11 protein-coding genes and 2 pseudogenes are annotated in these 21,443 nt (G+C 69.6%); 6 read left to right on the top strand and 7 right to left on the bottom strand.

The window, feature by feature from the left end; translation table 11 throughout:
* Window positions 1–179: 179 nt before the first annotated feature.
* Window positions 180–1,121 (bottom strand): serine hydrolase, encoded by a 942-nt coding sequence (locus B7767_RS10630; RefSeq protein WP_256923391.1) that lies wholly within the window; start codon window positions 1,119–1,121, stop codon window positions 180–182.
* Between the two features lie 84 nt (window positions 1,122–1,205).
* Here B7767_RS10630 and B7767_RS10625 point away from each other — a divergent pair, with 84 nt between their 5' ends.
* Window positions 1,206–2,174 carry a LysR family transcriptional regulator gene (locus B7767_RS10625; RefSeq protein ID WP_179167097.1) on the top strand — a complete coding sequence of 323 codons (969 nt, stop codon included), beginning with the start codon at window positions 1,206–1,208 and terminating at the stop codon, window positions 2,172–2,174.
* 6 nt (window positions 2,175–2,180) lie between these two features.
* Here B7767_RS10625 and B7767_RS10620 read toward each other — a convergent pair whose 3' ends face one another.
* Together B7767_RS10620 and B7767_RS10615 are read right to left on the bottom strand one after the other, a co-directional pair.
* Window positions 2,181–3,008, bottom strand: coding sequence for an MOSC domain-containing protein (locus B7767_RS10620; RefSeq protein ID WP_085571977.1), 828 nt, complete (start codon window positions 3,006–3,008; stop codon window positions 2,181–2,183).
* A 122-nt stretch (window positions 3,009–3,130) separates the two neighbouring features.
* Complete coding sequence (locus B7767_RS10615) at window positions 3,131–3,739, bottom strand: hypothetical protein (RefSeq protein ID WP_085571976.1); 609 nt, start codon at window positions 3,737–3,739, stop codon at window positions 3,131–3,133.
* 1,366 nt (window positions 3,740–5,105) lie between these two features.
* Between B7767_RS10615 and B7767_RS10605 the strand changes: the two genes are divergently transcribed.
* From B7767_RS10605 to B7767_RS10595, 3 genes are read left to right on the top strand one after another with little or no spacing between them, the layout of a single operon-like run.
* The gene (locus tag B7767_RS10605; protein ID WP_256923390.1) at window positions 5,106–15,203 is read left to right on the top strand and encodes a LamG-like jellyroll fold domain-containing protein; all 10,098 of its coding nucleotides are present in this window, start codon (window positions 5,106–5,108) and stop codon (window positions 15,201–15,203) included.
* The gene (locus B7767_RS45730; protein ID WP_143652336.1) at window positions 15,181–15,705 is read left to right on the top strand and encodes a hypothetical protein; all 525 of its coding nucleotides are present in this window, start codon (window positions 15,181–15,183) and stop codon (window positions 15,703–15,705) included. The genes B7767_RS10605 and B7767_RS45730 overlap by 23 nt, the downstream gene beginning before the upstream one ends.
* A gap of 14 nt (window positions 15,706–15,719) precedes the next feature.
* Window positions 15,720–16,310, top strand: coding sequence for an SMI1/KNR4 family protein (locus B7767_RS10595; RefSeq protein ID WP_143652334.1), 591 nt, complete (start codon window positions 15,720–15,722; stop codon window positions 16,308–16,310).
* Between the two features lie 35 nt (window positions 16,311–16,345).
* Here B7767_RS10595 and B7767_RS10590 read toward each other — a convergent pair whose 3' ends face one another.
* Together B7767_RS10590 and B7767_RS10585 are read right to left on the bottom strand one after the other, a co-directional pair.
* Window positions 16,346–16,549 carry a DUF397 domain-containing protein gene (locus tag B7767_RS10590; RefSeq protein WP_085571972.1) on the bottom strand — a complete coding sequence of 68 codons (204 nt, stop codon included), beginning with the start codon at window positions 16,547–16,549 and terminating at the stop codon, window positions 16,346–16,348.
* Window positions 16,546–17,364, bottom strand: a pseudogene (locus tag B7767_RS10585) (helix-turn-helix domain-containing protein). Before B7767_RS10585 ends, B7767_RS10590 begins: the two are co-directional and overlap by 4 nt.
* A gap of 82 nt (window positions 17,365–17,446) precedes the next feature.
* On the opposite strand from B7767_RS10585, the pseudogene B7767_RS10580 reads away from it, so the two are divergent.
* A pseudogene (locus B7767_RS10580) lies at window positions 17,447–17,878 on the top strand (ATP-binding protein); the annotation flags it as partial.
* Here B7767_RS10580 and mmuM read toward each other — a convergent pair.
* Together mmuM and B7767_RS10570 are read right to left on the bottom strand one after the other, a co-directional pair.
* Window positions 17,877–18,788 (bottom strand): homocysteine S-methyltransferase, encoded by a 912-nt coding sequence (gene mmuM / locus B7767_RS10575; RefSeq protein WP_085571971.1) that lies wholly within the window; start codon window positions 18,786–18,788, stop codon window positions 17,877–17,879. The pseudogene B7767_RS10580 and the gene mmuM sit on opposite strands and share 2 nt — an antisense overlap.
* Window positions 18,789–18,851: 63 nt before the next feature.
* Window positions 18,852–19,739: a septum formation family protein gene (locus B7767_RS10570; protein ID WP_085571970.1), complete on the bottom strand. Its 888-nt coding sequence runs from the start codon at window positions 19,737–19,739 to the stop codon at window positions 18,852–18,854.
* Between the two features lie 265 nt (window positions 19,740–20,004).
* Here B7767_RS10570 and B7767_RS10565 point away from each other — a divergent pair.
* On the top strand, window positions 20,005–21,443 hold a 1,439-nt coding region (locus B7767_RS10565), incomplete at its 3' end, for an AAA family ATPase (protein ID WP_179167096.1).

The raw sequence follows: 21,443 nt of genomic DNA, 5'->3' as shown, positions 1-21,443 counted from the left end.
CGCACCGAGCGCGGCGCCCCGCAGCACCGTACGGCGGTCGAACCCGCGACGAGGGGAGGTGCCCGGTGCGTCCGGGGCGTGTATGTCCTGGGTCATGGCGTCAGCAGATCAAGGGGTGAAGTCCCCTGTCCAAGACCGGAGTCGGGCACTTCCGATACGCGAACGCATATGTGCCCCGGTCAGCGGCGGTCGCCGTGGAGGAAACCGGCCGCGATTCCGGCGGCCCGGCCGATCGCCGCGTCCACCGTGGCGCGGGAGGCGGTCAGGTCGTGCGTGCGCGCGAACACGGCGATCGCGTAGCACGCGCCGTCCGGGTAGCGGGCGACGCCCGCCTCCATGTGCAGCCCTGGCAGGGTGCCGGTCTTGGCCGCGACCGTGACGTCGTCCGGGAAGCCCGACACCAGCCGGTGGCGGAAGACCTGCCTGCCCATCAGATCGCGTACGAGCGCACAGGCTTCCGGCGGTCCGGCGGCATCGGTCCAGACGAGCCGGAGCAGCCGGGTGATCTCACGGGGGGTGCTGGCCGTGGTGTGGTGGGGGTCCAGTACCGCCAGCCGTCTCTTCCGCTCGTCGGGCAGGGCCGGGTAGCGCACGGCGAACTCCCTCTCGTCGCGTGCCCCGACCTCCGCGAGCATCGACTCCAGCAGGTCCCGGGGGCCGCCCACGACGCGCGTCCGGTCCAGGCCGAGTTCCTTGGCGAGCAGTCGTACGGTGTCCAGGCCGACCCGGTCCAGCAGCAGGTCGGCGGCCGAGTTGTCGCTGACCGACATCGCGAAGTGGGCCAGGTCGCGCAACGACAGTTCGACGTCGTCCAGGCAGCCGGCGGTGCCCCAGCCGCCGAGCCGGTCGGCCGAGGTCACCCGCACCCGCTCCCTCGGATCGAGCTGGCCGGCCACGGCCTGCCGGGCGAACTCCAGCACCAGCAGTACCTTGAAGATCGAGGCGATGACCACGGCGTCGTCGGCGCCCACGGCGATCTCACCGGCCCCCCGCCCGTCGTCGTCCTCCCCGGCGGCAGGTGTGCGCGCACGGACGGGCACGGCGTGCAGCTGTCCCCTCGCGCCCGCCTCGGCGAAGACCTGCCGGATCCGGTCCTCGGTCGCTGTTCGCGTGCTCGTCACTGCTCGTCCTCGGACATCGGCGTTCCCCGTCATCGGCCGTCCGGTCCATCCCCGCACGGCGGCTTCCGGATAGGATCCTTGATCGTGGATCTCTTGCGCCACCTGCGTCTTTTCGTCACCGTGGCCGACGAGCTGCACTTCAGCCGGGCCGCCGAGCGGCTGGGCATGGCCCAGCCGCCGCTCAGCCAGGCGATCCGCCGGCTGGAGAAGGAACTCGGAGCCGAACTGTTCGACCGCTCGCAGCGCGGCGTCCGGCTCAGCGCCGCCGGAGCGGCGCTGCTGGAAGAGGCCCACGAACTCCTCGCCCGGGAGAAGAGGCTGCGCACCCTGGCCCGCCGCGCCGCCGACGGCGGCCTCGGCACCCTGCGCGCGGGCGTGCCGCCCGACACCACGGCCGCCGTCCTGTCCGCCCTGCTGTCCGCCTGTGCGGAGCACGCTCCGGAGCTCTCCGTCGACCTGCAGGAGGTCACCACCGCGGAGCAACTGCGGTTGCTGGCCTCCGGCGGCCTGGACGTCGGACTCGTGCACCACCCCGTCGACGCCACCGAACTGCGGCTCGGCCCCACCGTCCCACTGGACCTGGGCGTCGTCCTCCCCCGAACCTCCCCCCTGGCCCGGCTGCCGGAAGTGTCGCTCGGCGACCTCTCCGGCCACGACCTGGTGCTCTTCCCGCGCGCGCACGCGCCCGGCCGGCACGACCGCATCCTCGACGTGTGCCGCGCCGAGGGCTTCGTCCCCGGCCGCCTCCGCCACGCCTCCAACCCCGAGTTCCTGTTCGCCCTCGTGGCGGCGGGGCACGGAGTCGCCTTCGACCAGGGACCGGTGGCCCGCAGGGAACCCCGAGTCGCCTGGTCCCCGCTGGCGGGCCGTCCCCTCACCCTGCGCATCGGCGGAGCCTGGCCCGCCGGCCGCGGAGCCCATCCGGCCGCCCGCCGCTTCGCCGAGCTCGCCGCCGGGGTCCTGGCCCGTCACCACACCGCCACCCCCCGGCGCGACGGCACCGTCCACCCGTCCGACGACGTACCGCGCCCGTGGTCGGTGGTGTACGGCTGAACCGTCCTACAGTTCGCTGTCTCCCCACGAGGTGACGTGCACGTCGTCGCCGACGGACAGGGTGCCGGTGCGGAGCACGGCGTACTTGGTCCCGTAGGCGATGCCACCCCCGGTGGCGCGGCGGTAGCCGGCGAGGGTGCGCAGCGGCTCCGGGCCCGCCTTCGCCCCGGTGTCCTGTTCGACCATGGTGACCGCGCAGCGGATGGCGAGCTTGGCGTAGCCCAGTTCGGTGTCGCCGACGCGGATGCGGTGGGCGCGGTCCTCGGTGTGCGGTTCGTCCCAGCCGTCGACCACGATGTTGGGGCGGAAGCGGTTCATCGGCAGCGGCGGGAGGCCGCGTTCGGCCAGCTTGCGGTTGAGCAGGTCGAGCGTGGCGCGTGAGAGGACGTGCAGGGCGCAGCTGTCGGCGTAGGCGGAGGTGCCGGGGGTCCTGCCGTCGGTCACCCGGTCGTGCTCCGGCGGCACGCGCACGAGCCGGCTCGGCACGCCGAGCACCTCCGTGAACCAGTCGGCGGCCGTGTCGCCCTGGTCGACGCCCTGGTGGACCGTCCCGAACAGGTCCACCTTCCGCCGGGCGGCGGCCGTGTCCACGCGGAGCTCCAGCGTCTCGAACTCCGGTGCGTGGAGGGTGAGCCGGCCGCCGTCGGCGCTGACCGTCGGCCGGATCGAGGCCAGCCGGGGGTCCCTGCGCTGCGTCCGCCCCACCCCCTCCTCGCCGACGACCATGAAACTGCGGTCGTGCGCGAGCCCGGCGGGGGTGAGCGGCGCCTCGCGCACCGATGTCCCGGCACAGCCCTTGACCGGGTAGTACGTCAGCTCGGCAACGCTGGCCATGGTGGCGTTTCCGTCCTGTTCCGCCGGTCGGCGACTGCCCTGGTGCTCACCGGGCCGGTGGTCATGTGCCGAGAATACCGATCAGTGTGTTCTCCCGGGCCGGGACGAGCGGTGACGCCGCCTCAGATGGTCGGGGTGTCGTCGACCACCGGCTTGTGAATCTCGATGACCGGCTTCCACCCCGCGGAGAAGTCGATGAAGTCCGCACGGGTGGGGTAGGTGTCGATCGCGCGACGGTCACGCTTGGGGCTGTCGCTCGCCTTGCGTCCCCGGGGAATCTGCTCCTCGAAGATGTCGACCTTCACGTCGGGAACCTCCTTGAGGCCCTGGCGCCAGATCTGCACGATGTCGGCGCCGAACGCCTGCCGGGCCGCGGCGTAGAGGGCCGTGAGGGATCCCTTGTCCCCACCGGGGACGAAAAGCGCCAGGTCCAGCACGACACCGGCGGACTGGAGGACCTCGATGGTCACCGGGCCGTTCTCGTCGGCCAGGTGGATTCCGGCTTCGTTCTCGTCGTCGGGGAGACAGGAGACCTCCTCCTGGAATACGGTTCTCGCCGTGATCGAGCCGCCCTCGAAATTCTCACCGGGCTTGGTCAGAAAAGCAGGGACATAGCAGTCGGGAAGCTTGAGTTCTGCCGTGTCGGCGGAAACGAAGATCCTGTCCTTCACGCCGAGCTTCGTCACCTCTTCCAGCGAGAGGCGGCGAGCGGTGATCTTCTCCGTGTTCACGATTGCCCTTTCAGGTTGCGCTGTCCCTCAGGGCGAGGACGCTACCACGAAACCCCGAGGTCAACTGCCCAGTAATCCATGGGTGGATGGCCTCCGATGACCTGCGCGGGAGGGTGCTGAAGCAAGTGCCACTCGGTCGGGAACGCGCATCTGCCGGGTAGTGTCCCCCGTCATGGTGTTGAAGATCAACTGACGGTTGCATTCCGGCGCGTTGGGCCCACAGGGGAACCTAAACGGAGTTTGCGTCAGATATCACCCGTATCCCCTTCGGGGGGTGGCGGCGAGGCAAGGCGGCCCATTCGTCGTGCACCCCGAAGAGCGCGAACCGGAAGCCATGTACTGCCGCACCCCCTTCGCAGGGCACGCCTCTTGACGGTCGTCCTGGGCGTGCCGCCCGGCCGTGGCCTCCTCCCGCGCCTCCTGCCGTACGTCGACGGCGTGCGCGGGATGCTGCTCGGGGCCGGGCCGGCGGACACGTGGGGAGTGGGGGAGCGGGAGCCCGGGAAGGTCGTGTGGTGCGTGAGCCCGGCGGGGGTGAGCGGCGCCTCGCGTACCGATGTCCCGGCACAGCCCTTGACCGGGCAGTGCGTCAGCTCGGCAGCGTTGGCCATGGTGGCGTTTCCGCCCTGTCCGCCGACCGGCGGCTGCCCCGGTGCTCGATCCGATGAGTCTTGCAGCGTGCTGGGCCCTTTCCCACCGGACCGGTCATCATTTATCGAATATATCGGTCGAGGATCATCACGCTGTGATCACGAGAAGTTGTGATCATCTTGTGAATCAATCTGTGAGGCGCTTACGTTTTCCCCACTTTTGAGTTGATCAAGTGGGGGCGTCTGTGCGTCGTTCGACGCGTTCGTTCGCTGTTTTCGTTGCTTTCGTGCTTGCTGGGCTTGCCGGTACGGAGCAGGCCGCGTTGGCGATCGGGCAGTGGCCAGGTGGCAGTTCCGGTGAGAGCGCCCCGGAGCAGGGCTGGGGTTCGGCCACCGGTCGCAGTCACAAGGCACCGGCCGATGCCACGGATGCCTCGGCCACGGGCGGACGCGCAGGGGCGCTGACCGGCCGCGGAGAGTTGTCCCCGGACCAGGAACCAGGCGTCACTCGATTGCCCAACGTTCCGAGCATGCCTGAGCCCGGGCCGGCGACGCCGATCGATGTGCCCGGGACGCCTGTGCCGAAAGGGTTCGACAGCCGACGAAGCACCGAGATCAAGAGCGAGCGCGAGGAGCGCCAGCGGACTTTCCGGAACCCGGACGGTACACACACGACCCGGTTCTACACAGAGCCCGTCAACTACCGGAACAAAGACGGTGACTGGATCGCCGTCGACACCACGCTGGCACGCCAGGACGATTCCGGTCCACGCACGATGAGTGCGAGTGAGCCGGGGTGGGAGACCAACTCCACCGAGAAGGCGATCTCGTTCGCCGGGTCCGCCGACGCGGACGCCGTCCTGCGGATGCAACTCGGCGATGGACTCTCGATCGGTTATGGAGTCGACGAGGCAAGCCCCTCGCCGGGCCTGGCCGACGGCAGCAAGGTCACCTACCAGGACGTGCGTCCGTACTCGGACATCGAGTTCCTCGCGGGCAGTGACTCGGTGAAGGAGACGCTGATCCTGAAGGACGAGGAAGCGCCCACCGAGTGGCGCTTCCCGCTGGATCTCCAGGGACTCACTGTTCGTCTTGACGGCCACGGAGGACTGCTCTTCGTCGACGAGGGGGGCGCCCAGCGGGCGTGGACTCCCGCCGGGTGGATGGAGGACTCCGCCTTCGCCGAGAACGCCAACGAAGGCGCGATCTCCTCCGGAGTGACCTACAGCCTCACCGAAGAGGCCGGCCGTCAGGTTCTCGTGGTGAAGCTCGACGAGGAGTGGCTCAGCGATCCGGATCGTGTCTTCCCCGTGCGGGTCGACCCCTCCGTCAAGTCCATCGATGCCACCTCCGGTACCTACGTCCAGTACCCGTACAACCAGAACTTCGCCTCGGACACCGTCCTGAAGGTCGGCACGTATGACGGTGGTGACCACAAGGCCGCGGCCTTCATCCGGTTCACCGGTGTCGAGAGCACGCTCAAGAACGCCTGGGTGCTCGGTGCCAACCTGGCCCTCTACAACACCTGGTCCCTGTCGTGCACCGCGCGCCCCGTGACCGTGCACCCCGTCACGTCCAACTGGTCGGAGTCCACGACCACCAAGTACCCGGGACCGTCCACCGGTTCGTCGCTGGCGTCGAAGAGCTTCGCGCACGGCTGGCGGCCCTCGGGCACGACGACGTGGTCGTGCGGACCGGCCTGGGAGAGCATCAAACTCGGTTCGGCCGGCCGCAAGCTGGTGGACGACTGGACCCACGGCCGGAAGAAGAACTACGGCCTCGCGGCGAAGGCCTCCACCTCCGATTCCAAGGGCTGGAAGCAGTTCGGGTCCGACGACTACCCGGGCGGCAAGCCCAGCCTGGACGTGACCTGGACGAAGTACGGCGCCACGTACAAGCTCGGTGACTTCACCGCGCCGGTGACCGCCACGACCGAGGGCGTCCAGAAGGTGACGGTCACCAACCAGGGCCAGGCGACCTGGCCGAAGGACGGCAACTACAAGCTGCGGTACAACCTGTTCGACTCCGCCGGCAAGGAGATCGCCGACTCGGCGAAGATCCGTTGGACCGCGATGCCCCAGGACATCTCGCCGGGCGAGAGCGTGACGCTCGACGCGAAGATCGCTCCGCTGACACCGGCCACGTACACCGTGCAGTGGACCATGGATGATGTCGGCGTCAGCCGCTTCACCTCGGCAGGCGTACCCGGCCCGGCCATCAGACTGTCCTCGGTCAACATCCCGCCGCAACTGACGGCGGCGTCGCCCGGCAGCGGTGCCACGGTCGACTCGCTGACCCCCACCTTGTGGGCCAAGGGCGCGGACGCCGACCGCTATCCGAAGGCGGAACTGCAGTACTCCTTCGAGGTGTGCGAGGTCGAGGGCAGCAATCTGCGCAAGAACTGCAGAACAGGATCCCGCACCAGTGAGCAGCAGTGGGCGGTGCCCTCCGGCTGGCTCTCCTGGAGCAAGACCTACGCCTGGTACGCGTATGCCTACGACGGCGCCGCGACCTCCGTCCGGCCCGGCCCGGCGCTGCTGACCACGCAGGTGCCCCAGCCCACGGTCACCAGCCACCTCGGCGGCGCCGACGACGGCAAGGAGATCGGCACGCGTGCGGGCAACTACGTCACCGCCGTGACCGACGCGGCACTCACCACGGTCGGTCCCGAACTGGCGGTCACCCGTACCTACAACTCCCTCGATCCGCGCCGCGACAACGCCTTCGGCAGTGGCTGGTCCACTCGCTGGGACATGCGACTGCGCGAGGAGCCGGCCATGGCCACGGTCCTCGTGACCCTGTCCGACGGCTCGCAGGTGCGGTTCGGCAAGAACGCCGACGGTACCTACACCGGTCCTCCGGGAGGCTCGCTCACCCTGGCCCGTCAGTCGACCGACTGGGTACTGCGGGAACGGTCCGGCGCCACCTACCACTTCCTTTCCAGCGGTGTGCTCACCCGGATCGCGGACGTCGCGGGACGCGGGCAGACCGTCACGCACGAGACGGCCACCGGCGGCCCGGTGAAGAAGGTGACCGACGACCTGTCGGGCCGCTCTCTCTCCTTCACTTGGTCGGGCGGACGCGTCGAGTCGGTGACCACGAACGCGATCGATGCGAGCACGCCCGGCCTGAAGTGGACGTACCACTACGACGGCGACCTGCTGACGAAGGTGTGCCCGCCGTCGTCGACGACCAAGTGCACGGTGTACGAGTACGGCACCGGTTCGGTCTACCGCAGCGGTGTGCTCGACGCCGCTCCCACGTCGTACTGGAGGCTCGGCGAGAGCGAGGGCTCCGTGGCCGCCAGCGAGGCGGTCTCGCGCACCGGTCTGAACGATGCCGTCCACCGGGACACACAACTGGGCACGGAGTCGGCGGTCGCCGGCACGGCCGACACCTCGACCGGCTTCGATGGCGTCGACTCGGTGGTCGAACTGCCGGCCGACACGCTGAAGAACGCGGCCTTCCCGACCATCGAGCTGTGGTTCAGGACGAGTACGCCGTCCGGTGTCCTGGTCGGTTTCCAGGACACCGAGCTGGGCGAGAAGCCGACCTCGTGGCGGCCCGTGCTGAACATCGACGGTGAAGGCAAGCTGCGCGGCGAGTTCTATCTCACCGGAAGCCCGGGAGCCACGCCCATCGTGTCGACGCGGACCGTGACCGACGGCCAGTGGCACCACGCGGTGCTCACGGCCGGCGCGAACACCCAGACTCTCTATCTGGACGGAGCGAAGGTCGGCTCGCTGGCAGGCGCACTCACCGAGCAGTCCCGCGACTACGCCTACCTCGGGGCCGGATACGGCAGTTCCGGCTGGATGGGCCTGGCGAGCGGCGAGTACCGCTTCACGGGCCAGATGGACGAAGTGGCCTTCTACGATCACACTCTGGACGCCGCCACGGTCGCCGACCACTACGCGGAGCGATCCGCGATCGGGCAGATGACGAAGGTCCTTCTGCCGTCCGGCCGGGTGCACGCGACCGCCGGATACGACCAGGTCAGTGGCCGACTCACCCAGCACACCGACGAGAACGGCGGCACCTGGAAGCTGTCGGCGCCCGCCTACTCGTCCTCCTCGTCCTCCTACGCGGAATCGATCCAGCGAAGCGGACCCATCGGTTACTGGCGTCTGGGCGAGCGCGGCGGCGCGGCGGCCACCAGCCCTCTCGGTGACGACCTGGCCGGCAGCTACCTGGACGGCGTACGCCTGGGCAGCGCGGGCATCTTCGCCGACGGCGACGACACCGCGGCGAGTTTCACCGGCGACGGCGCGGTCGAAGTACCTTCCGAAACCATCGGTACGACGACGGCGATGTCACTGGAACTGTGGTTCAAGACCTCCGGCCCGGGTGTCCTGGTCAGCAACCAGGACGCCGAGTTCGGAGACACCCCGACCGGCTGGCGACCCATGCTGCTGATCGACGACGACGGGAAACTGCGCGGCCGGTTCTGGGGCACGGGACAGAGCCTGCTGTCCAAGCAGGCCGTCACGGACAACAAGTGGCACCACATACTGCTCACCGGCAACGAGGGCATGCAGGCGCTGTTCGTGGACGGCAGCCACCAGGGCAGCCTGGCGACGGGAGTCGTCGCGGGCCGGTACCCCCACGTACTCATCGGTGGCGGCTACTCCTCGGTCAGCTGGGACGGCAAGGACGAGGGCTACCGCAACTTCACGGGACAGATCGACGAAGTCGCCTTCTACGACAAGGCATTGGTGACGTTCACCCAGAAGTCGGGCTCCACCACGTGGTCCTACGTCCCGCCCGGCTCCGGCCAGACCGACACACCCAACCAGCACATCCAGGCCCGCCGGAGTCTCATCGCGGGCAGGGGAGACCAGTATGGCGGCGTCACGGTCGCGGATGCCCCCGCCGCGTACTGGCGGCTCGGCGAAGACGACGGCACCGCACTGCCCAGCGAGGTCGGCGGCCCCGGCATGTACGCCACCTTCCACCCCGACACGACCGACGCGTCCAAGCTCGACCAGTCCGGGGCATTCGGTGCGGGAGACGACCGGGCGGTGACCCTCGGCAAGGGCGGAACCGTCGAGATACCCGGCTCGATTCTCACCGGAACCACCGATCTGTCCGCCGAGATGTGGTTCCGCACCACGAAACCGTCGGCGGTACTGCTGGGCTTCCAGAACGCCCCCGTCGGACAGACCCCGACCTCATGGCGGCCGGCCCTCAACATCGACGGCTCCGGCAAGCTGCGCGGCGAGTTCTACCTCTCCGGCGTCTCAGGAGCGACGCCCATCGTCTCCTCCCAGACGGTCACCGACGGCGACTGGCACCACGTCGTGCTCTCCGGTTCCGGCACCACCCAGACCCTCTACCTGGACGGCGTCAAGGTGGGTTCGCTCGACGGTGCCATCGACGACCAGTCGCGCCCCTATGTGTATGTCGGCGGCGGCTACGGCAGCTCGGGCTGGATGGGCCTGGCCGGGGGCACCTACTACCTGGACGGACAGGTGGACGAGGTCGCCCTGTACCGCAGCGCGCTGACCGCCGACCAGGTCTCCGCGCACTACCGGGCCCAGTCCGAGGCAGCGGCGTCGGGCCTGACCACCACCGTCACGGTCACGGACCCCGAGCAGCACACCAGCACCATCAGTTACGACTCCCTGCGCGGACAGCGCACGGTGTCGAGCAAGGACGCCACGGGCGCGGTCACGGCGTACGCCTACGACACCGCCGGCAACCTGCACACGGTCACCGACGCCAACGGACACGCCACGGTCACCGGCCACGACGCGCGCGGCAACGTCGTGTCGACCACGACCTGCCGGGACGCCGACTCGTGCTGGACGAGTTTCTCGTCGTACCACCACAACGCGAGCGACCCGCTCGACCCGCGCAACGACAAGCCGCTGGCCTACCGCGATCCGCGTTCGACCGACCACAAGGACAACCGCTACCGCACCGAGTACACCTACAACTCCCTGGGGCTTCCCACCACCACGAAACGCCCGGACGACACCAGCGCCTCCACCGCCTACACCACCGGCAGCGAAGCCGCGGTGGGCGGCGGCACGGCCCCGGCCGGTCTGGTGCTCGAGCAGACCACCCCGGGCGGCGCACAGACGTCCTACCGGTACCACGCCAACGGCGACCTGGCCGAGGTGACCTCCCCGTCCGGGCTCGTCACGGCGTACACGTACGACGGGCTGGGGCGGAAGACCTCCGAGCGGCAGGTCTCCGACGCGCACCCGACCGGCGTCACCACGTCGTACGGCTACGACGCGGCCTCACGCGTCGTCACCGAGACCGGCGCGGGCGTGAAGAACGAGATCACCGGAACCACCCACACCGCGAAGATCAGCCGCACCTACGACGAGGACGGCAACCTGCTGTCCGAGACGGTTGAGGACACCACGGGAGGAGACCCCGCCCGTACCACGGCCTACCACTACAACCCGCACGGCTTGAACGACAGCGTCACCGACGCCGAGCAGAACACCACTCTGTTCGAGCACGATGCCTTCGGCCGTGTCACCGGCACCACCGACCCGGCGGGTACGCACATGAGGTACACCTACACCGCCCGTGGTCAGCACGCCACCACAGTCCTGGACGACTGGACCGGTGATCCCTCGGGCACCGTGCGGGACCTGACCGTGGTCTCCAACGCCTACGACCCGGCCGGCCGCCTGGCTTCGGCCACGGACGCTATGGGCGCCACCACCGCCTACACCTACTTCGACGACGGTCTGCCCGCCACCACCACCGCCAAGCAGGTCACACAGTCCGACGCCGGCCGACACGACATCGTCCTGGAAGCCAACACCTACGACCCGGCCGGCAACCTCACCAAGCAGGTCACCGGCGGCGGCACTACCACAGAGACGTTCACCGTGGACGCCCTGGGCCGCACCAAGGCCGGCATCCTCGACCCGGGCGGCCTGAACCGCACCAGCACGTACGCCTACGACGGGGACGACCGGATCACGGAACAGACGCAGTCGATCACCGGTGACAAGAAGCTCACGACGACAGCGGAGTACGACCCCGCCGGCAACGTGACGAAGGAAACGGTCACCGACGGCACGAGCACCCACACGACCACGCGCACCTATGACGACCGCGGCCTGCCGCTGACCTCCGTGAGCCCGCGCGGCAACACCGCCGACGCGGACCCCGCGGCGCACACCGTCACCTACCGGTACGACGAACTGGGCCGCCTGGTGGCGGAATCCGCCCCGGAGGTGAAGGCCGAGGAGAACGGCCAGGCTCCCGCCACGGTCAAACCCACCGTCCTGACCGGGTACAACACCTTCGGAGAGGCCACCGAGGTCAAGGACGCCCACGGCCGGATCACCCGTACCGAAGTCGACCTCCTCGGCCGCACGACCGCCGTGACCCTGCCCGACTACAGCCCGCCCGGCGTCGCGGCACCCCTGACCGCCACCACCCGTACCACCTACAACCCGCTCGGTCTGCCGCAGTCCGTCACCGATCCACTGGGCCGCGTCACCCGCTACGGCTACGACCAGCTCGGTCAACTCACCAGCCGGACGGACCCCGTCGCCGACGCGGCTGCCGCCCTGGCGGCCATGGAGAGCGGCGATCCGGACCTGCTCGTCTCCCCGAGCGCGGACGGCGGCGGCGTGACCCGTCACACCTGGACCCCCACCGGGCTCCAGCTGTCGGTCACCGACCCCACCGGCGCCCGCACCGAGGCCACCTACGACGAACTCGGCCGACAGCTCACCGCGACCACCGTCGAACGCTTTCCCGGGCCGCAGAACCTCACCAGCCGCTACACCTGGGACGACGCGGGCAACCAGACCACGTCGACCAGCCCCGCCGACCGCGTCACGTCCGCCACCTACAACCCGGCGGGCGAGGTCCTGTCGGTGACCGACGCGGCGGGTACCACCCGGTTCGCCTACGACGGCCTCGGCCGCCGGACCTCCACCACCGACGCGACCAACCGCACCACCAGGACCGCGTACGACACCCTCGGCAACGCGACCGCCGTCACCGACTACGGCACCGGCAGCACGGCACTGCGCACCGTGGAGGCCGAGTTCGACGCGGACGGCAACCGCACCGCCGTGATCTCCGCCGAGACCAAGGCCCGCACGACCTACACCTACGACGCGCTCGGCCGTACGACCAAGCAGGTCGAACCGGTCTCCGACAGCGAGTCGATCATCACCACCTTCGGCTACGACGCGGCGGGCAACCGCACCCGGCTGACGGACGGACGGGGGAACAGCACCGTCTACACCTTCAACAGCTGGGGCCTGCCCGAATCCACGATCGAGCCGGCCACCACCGCGCACCCGACTGCCGTGGACCGCACCTGGACGACCGTCTACGACAAGGCCGGCCAGGCCGTCACCGAGCTGTTGCCCGGAGGAGTCAAGCGCGAGCGCACCTATGACGGCCTGGGCCGCCTCACCCACGAGGCCGGCACCGGTGCCGAAGCGGCCACCACCGACCGCACTCTGGGCTACGACCTCGCGGGCCGCCTCACCTCCGTCGGTTCTTCCGAGCCGCTCAACCCGAACACCTACACCTACAACGACCGCGGACAGCTCCTGACCGCGGACGGCCCCGCAGGCGTGGTGAGTTACACCTACGACGCCGACGGCAACATGACCGAGCGGTCGGACGCCAAGAACGTGACCAGCTACGGCTATGACTCGGCAGGCCGGCTGGAGTGGCTCTGGAACCGGATGACCGGCGCGGACATCTGGTACGAGTGGGACGCCGTCGGCCGACCGGTCATGGAGCAGTACGCGATCCAGCCAGAAGGGTCCACCGAGTGGGTGGAATCGGCCCGGCGGAGCTACGGCTACGACAGCCTGGGGCGTCTCACCGACGACATCATCACCACCCCCGACGAGTCGACCGGCATCGCCACCACCACCTACGCCTACGACCTGGACGACCGGCTGACCTGGAAGGGGACCGCCGGCACGGCCGGAGCCGGCGAGCACGTCTACGGTTACGACCAGGCGGGACGCCTGTCGTACTGGACCGACGGGGACCGGACCACCCACTACGAGTGGGACGCGTCCGGCAACCGGGTCAAGGCCGGATCGGCCACGGCGACGTACGACGAACGCAACCGCCTGCTCGACGACGGCACTTCGACGTACCGCCACACCCCGCGCGGCACGCTCAGCGAGGTCGGGACGGGAACCAACTCCCGATCGCTCGCCTTCGACGCCTTCGAGCGCAAGGTGACGGACGGGGCGTCGACGTACACCTACGACTCACTCGACCGTGTCGCCGGGAACGGCTCCGCCGCGTTCCGCTACGACGGCGGCTCCAACAACCTCCTGGGTGACGGCACCACGGACTACAGCCGCACACCGGGCGGCTTCCTGCTCGCCAGCACTGACGGCACCACCGCCCAGTGGTCCGTCACCGACCAGCACACCGACCTCGTCGCGGGCCTGTCCGTCGACGGCACCGAGGTCACCGGCTCCACCACCTACGACCCCTTCGGCACGAAGATCGCCACCGAAGGCAGCATGCCCGCCGTCGGCTACCAGTCCGGCTGGACCGACCCGGACAGCGGCGACGTCAACATGGCGGCCCGCTGGTACCAGCCGGGCACGGGCGGCTTCGCTTCCCGCGACACCTGGCAGCTCGATGCCAGCCCGTCAGCTCAGGCCAACCGGTACGGCTACGCGAACGCGGATCCGCTGAACGGCACGGACCCGACAGGGCATGCATGCGCCTGCGGCGGCGGTACCCCCACCTTCCGAGTGGGGGGCGGCAGATTCGGGGGCGTCTCGGGAAGTGGTCGCGGTTATGGCGTTGCTCCGAAGAACGGGAATGCGCGCACGAGCAATCGGGGGCTGGCCCGCATGTCCGGCAGCATAAGTCGGCACACCAGCAACCGAGCCCAGGCCATGAGGAGCGCCGCCGGGATATACCGCTTGGCACGGGGGTTCAGGACCACCAGGCCCGCCACATCCACGGGTCGCCCGACCACGCCCCGGGGATGTACCTACGGCTGCTCGTCGACACCCAGGGCGCACCCCAGGGGCCCCGTCCGCAGTAGCGGAATCCAGCGCACCAGCACGACCAAGCCCCCCAAGCCGCCCACACCCCAGAACCCCAACAACGGCCCAAAGCCCAAAATTGCGCCGGCCCGGTCTGCGCCCAAACCGGAATGGAACCCGGGCGGCGGTAAGTGGACGCCTGGCGACGCCGTCAAGACGGTCATCACTGCCGCCAGGGTGATCGACATGGTCACGGGTAACGACGACACCTACACTCCGGAGGATGCACAGAGTCTGGGGCTACTGGAGGACATGTTTCCCGACCAGGAAATTGATCCGGACCTGGGCTACGGGATATCCGGCGCGGACCCGAACGCGCGACGGACCCGCAATGCCTGCTCCCGTGACCTCCCATCCACCGACCCCTCTTTCTACTATGCGCCCATGACCCGTTTCGGTCCTGGCGCGGATGATTGCCGGGCCACAGGTGCGGTGGCGCACATTGACCAGTTTGATCTGCGGCCCTGGCGTCTCGACCCGAAGTGGAAGCCAGCCGGTTTTGACCGGCTGCCGGCTGGCAACCGTGCTGCCCTGCATCTGATCGGCAACCAGATGGGCGGTGCCAAGGACACACTGCGCAACTTCGTCGCGGGGTACCAGACCCCGGCGAACTCTCCCCACATGCGTTCCCTGGAAGACGATGTGACCACGGCCGTGAAGTCGGGGCAGAGAGTGACGCTCGGAGTCCTGCCGGTGTATGACGGTATCGATCCGGCGATTCCCTCAGAGATCAAGATGTACGCCATTGGCGACGGCGGTTATGGGCTCAACTGTACGGTCTATAATCGGCCGACCGGTGGGTACAGTTGTGTGGAAAGGACGTCCGGTGGATCTCTCTCGAATCGGTGAATTTTTGGGGGCACCGTCGGTCAACGGTGATGTGAACTGTGACTGGGAGGAAACGGAGCGGCTCTACGGGGCCGTACTGCCCACGGACTACAAACAGTTCGTCTCAGCGTACGGGCCCGGATGCATCAACGAACAGCTCTATATTTTCCACCCGCGTGCGGCGTGGGGGGACGACGGCCTGCGGCTCGAATCCCTGTGGGGGCAGGCCGCGCTGGCCTACAGTGAACTTTCCAGGAGTCACCCGGAGATGTATCCGTATCCGGTTCATCCCGCGCCCGGGGGATGTGTCGCCGTTGCGCGATCGATCTCAGGCAATCATGTGTTCCTCATGCCCCCGTCGGGCGGTGTGCCGGAGTGGCGGGTCGTGGTGGAGATGGGCCAGTGGTTCGTGCTGGACATGCAGTTCACGGAATTCCTCCGGCAGGCGTTGAACGGTGAACTGTTCCTGCCCGTGATCGAGGGCGACCCTTCGTTCGAGCCCATCGGCTCCGTGGAACTGTGAGCATGACTGGTTATATGGCACGCCTCTTGGCGGTGCTGGGCGAGCCGCCCATGCGCTACCGCGATGCGGTGGCCTGGAGCCGGTTGGAGCACGATCTCAGGGTGGGCTTCCCGGCGGAGTACAAGGAGATCGTTGACGGCTATGCGCCCGTGGAGATCAATGGACACCTGCATCTGATGCATCCAGCGACGAGGCGATGGAACCTCGCGGAGAAGGTCCGTAGTACGTCGGAGGTTTGGTCTCAGGTCGAATGGGACGAGGGTGAACCCGAAGGGGACCCTCGTGAGTCTCTTGGAGTGTCCGAGTTGTACTTCGGTGATGCGGACGGGTTGATTCCGATCGCCTCCACCAATCGAGGCGAGACGATCTTCTATGCGTCCAAGGGCGGGCAGGGGGCGGGAACCCTGTTCGTCGAGAACGGGGAGGGCGAGTTCTTCGAGTACTCCATGGGGTTCGCCGAGTGGCTGTGGCGCTGGCTCAACGGTGAGGAGGTTACAGGGCCGGGCGGTTCCGCCTGTTACCCCGGCCCCGTTGCACTCCGGAACTTGCCCATGACTGCGGACGGGAAACCGGAGACGCGGTACGGACCCGCGCCTGGCGTGTGACGACGGGCGACAGGGCGGTGCCGTTCAGGGGTGCTCTATGCCGTTGCCGCGCTGGTGTCCTCCGACGGTACGGACAGGAAGGCGGTCCAGGCCTTCGGGGTGACGGTGAGGTGGGGGGCATCCGGGGTCTTGGAGTCGCGGATGTGGATGGCGGTGGGGTGTGCGGCGACTTCGAGGCAGTTGCCGCCTTCGCTGCCGCTGTAGCTCGACTTGAACCACCGAAGTGCGGTGCTGCTCATTGCTCTCCCAGGAGACGGTCCAGCAATTCCCTTGTGTCCTCAGGGGTGAGGGCCTGTGACCGCAGCATCGCACACTTCTGCGTGAGGATCGCCACCTCATCCGGATCGGCGATCAGTTGGCTGCCCCGTTGGTTCTCCGTGTAGGCGAGGCGTTGGTGTTCGGGGGTTTCCAGCAGAACGAACGGGCCGTCGAGCGAAGCGTGACTTGCCCGGTCAAGGGGCAGGACCTGGAGCATGAGACCTGGGAGTTCGGAGCACGTGCGCAGATGGCGAAGCTGCTCGGTTCAGACTTCCCTTCCGCCGAACGGTGCCCGGACCACCGGTTCCCAGACCACAAAGCAGGAGATCGGCGCTTCGTTGCCGTGCAGGACTGCTTGACGCTCGATGCGTGCCGCTGTTCGTCGAGCAATCGTGTCCTCGTCATAGAACGGCACGCGACTGCGGAACACCGCCCTCGCATACGCCTCCGTCTGGAGCAGGCCGGGCAGTACCTGGTTCTCGTACGACGAGATCGCGATGGCCTCGCGCTCCCTGTCCAGGAACTCCTCCGCCCACAGCGGAATCAGATCCACCTCCGGCATCCGGCTCAGGGCGACGGACAACGCCCCCCTGGTGCACAGCAATTCGTCGAGCTGCTCGGCGAGGTCCGGCTTCAGTGGGCGTCTGCCCTGTTCGATCGACGCGATCTGCTGCTCGCTGATGACGAACCGCTCGCCCAGTGACCGCTGGGTGTGGCCGGCGGCCTGGCGGTACAGGGCGAGCAGCGCGCCCACCATCTTCATCGCCGAGGCGTTCCGCCGTGTCGTGGTGCTCATGAGGTCGAACTCCCCACCCGTGCGCGTACGTTCACCGTCGCGTACGCGTACGGTCGAGCCGTACGGGCGCGCGGACTGTTCCATGGTGGGTACGGAGCGTCACTCTCGTCCCGTGAATCAGGAAACTTCACCCCCGACTCCAGCCCCCTCCCCACGTGAGCGTTTCTTCGGTCGTGAGCGTCGTTCCGTGCCCGGTGCACGGGCGTTCGCGCGTCGGGCGCTGGAGGACTGGGACGTGTATGAGCACACGGACGATGTGCTGCTGTGCGTCAGTGAATTGGCGACCAACGCCCTGCTGCACGGCGTGCCACCCGGTCGTGGATTCCTCCTGCGCCTCCTGCCGTATGCGGACGGCGTGCGTGTCGAGGTGCATGACAGCGGGGGCGGTGTGCCCGCCGTGCCGCGGGACGAGCCCGACGAGAGCGGGCGCGGGCTGTTGCTCGTGGCCGGGCTGGCGGACAGGTGGGGCGTGGGGGAGCGGGACCCCGGGAAGGTCGTGTGGTGCGAGTTCGCTACGGGGTCCGCAGCGCCGACGCCACCGACGCGATCGTCCCCGGCCCCACCCGGCAGCACCCTCCGATCAGCCGGGCCCCCGACTCACGCCAGCCCTTCACCCGCCCGGCACTGAACGTCGACCGCCCGGTCCACGCCCGCGCCCCGGCGTCCCAGGCCTCGCCGCTGTTGGGGTAGACCACGACCGGTTTGCCGGTGACCCGCGCCGCGAGGGTCACCGCGCGGTCCGCGTCCTCCGGCGTGCAGCAGTTCACGCCGACCGCGATCACCTCGTCCGCCCGTGCCGCCAGCGCGAAGGCCTCCTCCAGCGGCTGGCCGGCGCGGGTGCGGTCGCCGGACGCCGAGTACGACAGCCAGGCCGGTACGCCCAGGCCGCGCAGCGCACGCAGCAGGGCCTCCGCCTCCTCCGTGTCGGGGATCGTCTCCAGGGCGAGCACGTCCGGGGCGGCCCCCGCCAGGACCTCCATGCGCGGGCGGTGGAATCGCTCCAGCTCCGCCACGCTCAGTCCGTACCGGCCCCGGTACTCCGAGCCGTCCGCGAGCATCGCGCCGTACGGGCCGACCGAGGCCGCCACCCACAGGGGGCGCGTCACCCCGGTCCGCCGGGCCGCCGTCCGGGCGCACTCCACGCTCAGGGCCAGCAGATCGGCCGCTCCCTCCCGGCCGATCCCGCGCCGCGCGAACCCCTCGAACGTGGCCTGGTAGCTCGCCGTGATCGCCACGTCCGCGCCCGCCTCGAAATACGCGAGGTGGGCCGCCGTCACCGCCTCGGGGTCCTCGGCGAGCAGCCGGGCCGACCACAGCGCGTCGCTCAGGTCGTGCCCGGCCGCCGCGAGCTGGTTGGACAGGCCGCCGTCGAGGACGACCGTGCCGTCCGCGAGCGCCTCGGCGAGGGCGGGAGGGGTGTTCATACCGACGAGGCTAGAGGGCCCTCACGCCGGGTCCGTCCGTCCCCGACAACACGGCGGTGCGTGTCAGCCCGCCCAGGCCTCGGCGTCGTCGGCCGGGACGGTGGTGGCCAGACCCAGTTCCTTGCGGGCGGCGACCGACTTGTTCGGGTCGATGTCGGTGAACGCCGGGTCGTAGGCGACGTAGAACGCGTCGGCGTCGGCGGCGTTCGCGGCCTTCTTCCAGTTCCCGGCCGCCTTCGTCAGCGTCGTGCGGAGCTTGCCGACCTCGGTGCCCTCGATGCCGCCCAGGCCCTCGACGTGCGTGTCGAGGGCGGCGGCGACGGCCTTGGCCTGTGCCTTGTAGCCGGCCAGGTCGTCCTCGATGGTGTCCTTCTCGGGCTGGTTCGCCCACAGGGCCTCGTAGACCGCGTTCGAACCCTCGAGGTACGTGGTCTGCTCGGGCTCGAGGGACTTCGCGGTGTCCAGCGAGCCGTTGAGCTTGCCGCCCTCCGCGGTGTAGGTGCAGCTCACCGCGCGGTCGCCGGTCGCCCAGCTCTCCTTGGTGGGGGTGTAGTAGAAGAGGGCGGCGCCCTTGGGGAGCGCCCAGGTGTCCGGGGAGTACTTCTGCGCCTCGACCGGGCAGCGGTCGTCCGCGATCGCCGAGATCTTGTCGTCGCCGGGGTACTCCGTGCCCTCGTCGATCGCGAACTCGCCGACGACCTGGCCCTCGTGCGCCTCGTCGCAGGGCACGATCTCGACGGCGTACGCCGTCCCCTCCGCCTTGCCGTTCGGGTTGTAGCAGTCACCGGTGTCCAGCGAGAAGACCGAGCGCTGGCGGGCCACCTTCTTCGCGCCGTCCTTGGCGCCGTCGACGGCGTCGGAGACCTCCGAGCACCCCACCGCGCCGATCGCGAGCAGGGCGACGACGGCTGACATGCCGCGAAGGGGACGATGGGGGGCACGGATTGCCATGATGTGTGCATCCTCTTATGTGATCTTTATGAGGGTCGCGCGCATCGTATGCCATTTCCGTGGCCCGTCCGTGCGGAGGCCCTCACCCCGTGGTGACGTCTCCGACTCACGACGGACCGCGAAGGTTGTATCCGGGTGCCGGCGAGCGTGCGGAGGGACGTGCGCGGGCCCGCGCCCCGGCGGAGCGGCACCGTACGGCGCGCCCTCCGCCCCCGGTGCTGGGATGCTGGGAGGAAGCCACAGCCGAACTGGGGCGGTGAGCGCCATGACCGGGCTTGAAGGGGACGGTTCGTCCGCCGCGGAACCCCTCGCCGACCCGCACGGGGATCCCTTCCTGCGGACCAGGTTCGCCGTGCCGGCGCGGCCGGTGACGTACCTGCGGCGGGAGCGGCTGACCAGGCGTCTCGACCAGGGGCTGCGGACGCCGCTGACCATGGTCAACGGCGCGGCGGGCGCCGGGAAGACCCTGCTCGTCGCGGACTGGGCGGAGCGTCTGGACGGGCCGCCCGTCGCCTGGTTCACCACCGAGGCGGCCGGGACCGGGCCCGGGATGTTCTGGGCGTATCTGCTGCGCGCGCTGCACGCCGTCGGTGTCCCGCCGCCCGCCGGCGTCGGGTTCCCGGCGGACGCGAACCGGGTGAACCCCACCCTGGGGGCCCGGCTCGCCGCCGAGCTGAGCGTCCGGGAGCGGCCCGTGGTGCTGGTGCTCGACGAGTTCGACCGGGTCACCTCCCCGGAGATCGCCGAGCAGCTGGAGTTCGTGCTGCGGCACGCCGGGCCGGGGCTGCGGCTGGTCCTCGTCACCCGGACCGAGCCGCTGCTGCCCCTGCACCGCTACCGGGCCGCGGGCGAGCTGACGGAGATCAGGGGCGCCGAGCTGGCCTTCACCCCCACCGAGGCCGCCGAGCTGCTGGAACTGCACGGGCTGCGGCTGCCCCCGGCCGCGGTGCGCGCCCTGGTGGAACGCACCCGGGGGTGGGCCGCCGGGCTGCGGCTGTCCGCGCTGGCGGCGGGGGAGAGCCCGGACCCGGAGGTGTACCTCAAGGAGTTCGAGGCGGACCGCAGCACCATCGCCGACTTCCTGCTGGCGGAGGTGCTCAAGCGGCAGAACGCCGGGACCCAGGACCTGCTGCTGCGGGTGAGCGTGCTCGACCGTTTCTGCCCCGGCCTGGCGAACGCGGTCACGGGGCGCGACGACGCCGAGGCCGTCCTGGCCCGGCTGAACCGGGACAACGCCTTCGTCGAGCACCTCGGACACGGTCTGTACCGGCTCCACCCCCTGTTCGCCGAGATCCTCCGCGCCCATCTGCGGATGCGCCTGCCCGGCCTGGAACCCGAGCTGCACCGGCGGGCCGCCGGGTGGCTGCGGCGGGCCGGACACCTCCCGGAGGCGCTCGGGCACGGGGCCGCCGCCGACGACTGGGAGTTCACCGCGAACGCCCTGGTCGACGACCTCGCCATCGGCCAGTTCTTCACCGGTCCGCGCTCCGACGCGGTGGCCGGGCTGTTCTCCCGCATGGGGCGGGAGGGCACGGGAGCGGCCCCGGAGCTGGTGCGGGCGGCCGGCCGGCTGGCCCGGTGCGAGATCGACGGCGGGCTGACCCATCTGCACCGCGCACGGCACGAGCTGGCGGAGCACGACGGCACGGCCGACGAGGCCGCGGCCCGGCTGAGCTGCGCCCTGCTGGAGGCGCTGGCCGCCCG

The organism is Streptomyces sp. 13-12-16 (assembly GCF_002114215.1).
GTDB lineage: Bacteria > Actinomycetota > Actinomycetes > Streptomycetales > Streptomycetaceae > Streptomyces.
This window is presented reverse-complemented; position numbering and strand designations above follow the sequence as displayed.

Coding starts and splice junctions, on each gene's coding strand:
- B7767_RS10620 (WP_085571977.1), bottom strand. CDS start 3,008: ATGGCCAGCGTTGCCGAGCTGACGTACTACCCGGTCAAGGGCTGTGCC.
- B7767_RS10605 (WP_256923390.1), top strand. CDS start 5,106: ATGAGTGCGAGTGAGCCGGGGTGGGAGACCAACTCCACCGAGAAGGCG.
- B7767_RS10590 (WP_085571972.1), bottom strand. CDS start 16,549: ATGAGCAGCACCGCACTTCGGTGGTTCAAGTCGAGCTACAGCGGCAGC.
- mmuM (WP_085571971.1), bottom strand. CDS start 18,788: ATGAACACCCCTCCCGCCCTCGCCGAGGCGCTCGCGGACGGCACGGTC.
- B7767_RS10570 (WP_085571970.1), bottom strand. CDS start 19,739: ATGGCAATCCGTGCCCCCCATCGTCCCCTTCGCGGCATGTCAGCCGTC.
- B7767_RS10595 (WP_143652334.1), top strand. CDS start 15,720: ATGGCACGCCTCTTGGCGGTGCTGGGCGAGCCGCCCATGCGCTACCGC.